General features: G+C 52.1%; 1 protein-coding gene. It reads left to right on the top strand.

What is annotated here, in order from left to right; genetic code table 11:
- A partial coding sequence (locus K0T92_RS24495) for an alpha-amylase family glycosyl hydrolase (protein ID WP_246628416.1) occupies nucleotides 1-1,265 on the top strand: 1,265 nt, incomplete at both ends.

Below are 1,265 nucleotides of genomic sequence, written 5' to 3'. Positions count from 1 at the left end.
CCAGCTATCGCAGCTGCAGGGTACAAATCGATTCAAACTTCTCCGATTCAAGCGAGCAAGGAAGCTTTGACGGAAGGAAGCAAATGGTGGGTTCTGTATCAGCCAACCAACTTCCAAATTGGTAATACGCAATTGGGTAACAGAGATCAGTTCAAGAGACTGTGTGAGGAGGCAGAGAAATACGGCATCAGCATTATCGTTGACGTCGTTGCCAACCACACGGGTAACGCTGGTGGCGGAGACTTAGAGGTGCAGCCTGCACACAATGTCGATCCAGCCATCAAAAACAACCCTAACTTCTGGCACCAAGCCAAAAAGGTTTCCGATTGGAATGACAGATGGCAAGTAACGCAATGGGGTATCAATCTTCCTGACCTGAATACCGGCAACCAGGAATTGCAGAACATGATTATCGCATTCCTGAATGATGCGGTTGCACTGGGAGCAGACGGGTTCCGGTTCGATGCTGCGAAGCATATCGAGCTGCCGGATGATCCAGACGGATCTGCATCGAATTTCTGGCCTCGCGTACTGGGTGCCTTGACGAACAAGGACAAGCTGTACATCTACGGTGAGATCCTTCAAGGCGGAGCAGACAGATTTGCTGCATACGCGAGCTACATGAATCTGGCTGCTGACAAGTACGGACATAACATCAGAGATGTAATCAGCAGCAAGAACGTTGAACCTGCGAAGTCCTACGAGGCTGTTGGTGTTAGCCCGTCCAAGCTTGTCACTTGGGTAGAATCCCATGATACGTACGCCAATGACAAGAACGAATCGACGTTCCTGAATGAATGGCAGCTCAAGATGGGCTGGGCGATCATCGCGGCTCGTGCAGAGACGACGTCCCTGTTCTTCAACCGTCCTGCGGGAAGCGGCAAGTTCGGAAGCCCGCTCGGTCAACCGGGTAACGATCAGTGGAAAGATGCGGATGTAGTAGCCGTCAACAAATTCCACAATGCGATGGTTGGTCAAGGCGAGTTCCTGCGCACGCAAGGCGGCCAAACGCTGCTGATCGAGCGTGGAACGAAAGGGGTAACCATCGTCAACATGGGCGGGGATATCCAGATCAATTCCGAAACGAAGCTTGCAAACGGCACGTATACGAATAAAGCTTCTGGCGGCGGAACGTTCACCGTATCCAACGGCAGAATTACGGGTAACCTCGGCAGCGGCAAAATCGCTGTATTGTACGAGGCAGCGGCACCAGTGCCGGCAATTTCCATCGATAAGCAAGAAGGCGGATTCTACACGGACGCTCT

Origin of the sequence: Paenibacillus oenotherae, from assembly GCF_019443105.1 — a bacterium.
Lineage (GTDB): Bacteria > Bacillota > Bacilli > Paenibacillales > Paenibacillaceae > Paenibacillus_Z > Paenibacillus_Z oenotherae.
This window is presented reverse-complemented; position numbering and strand designations above follow the sequence as displayed.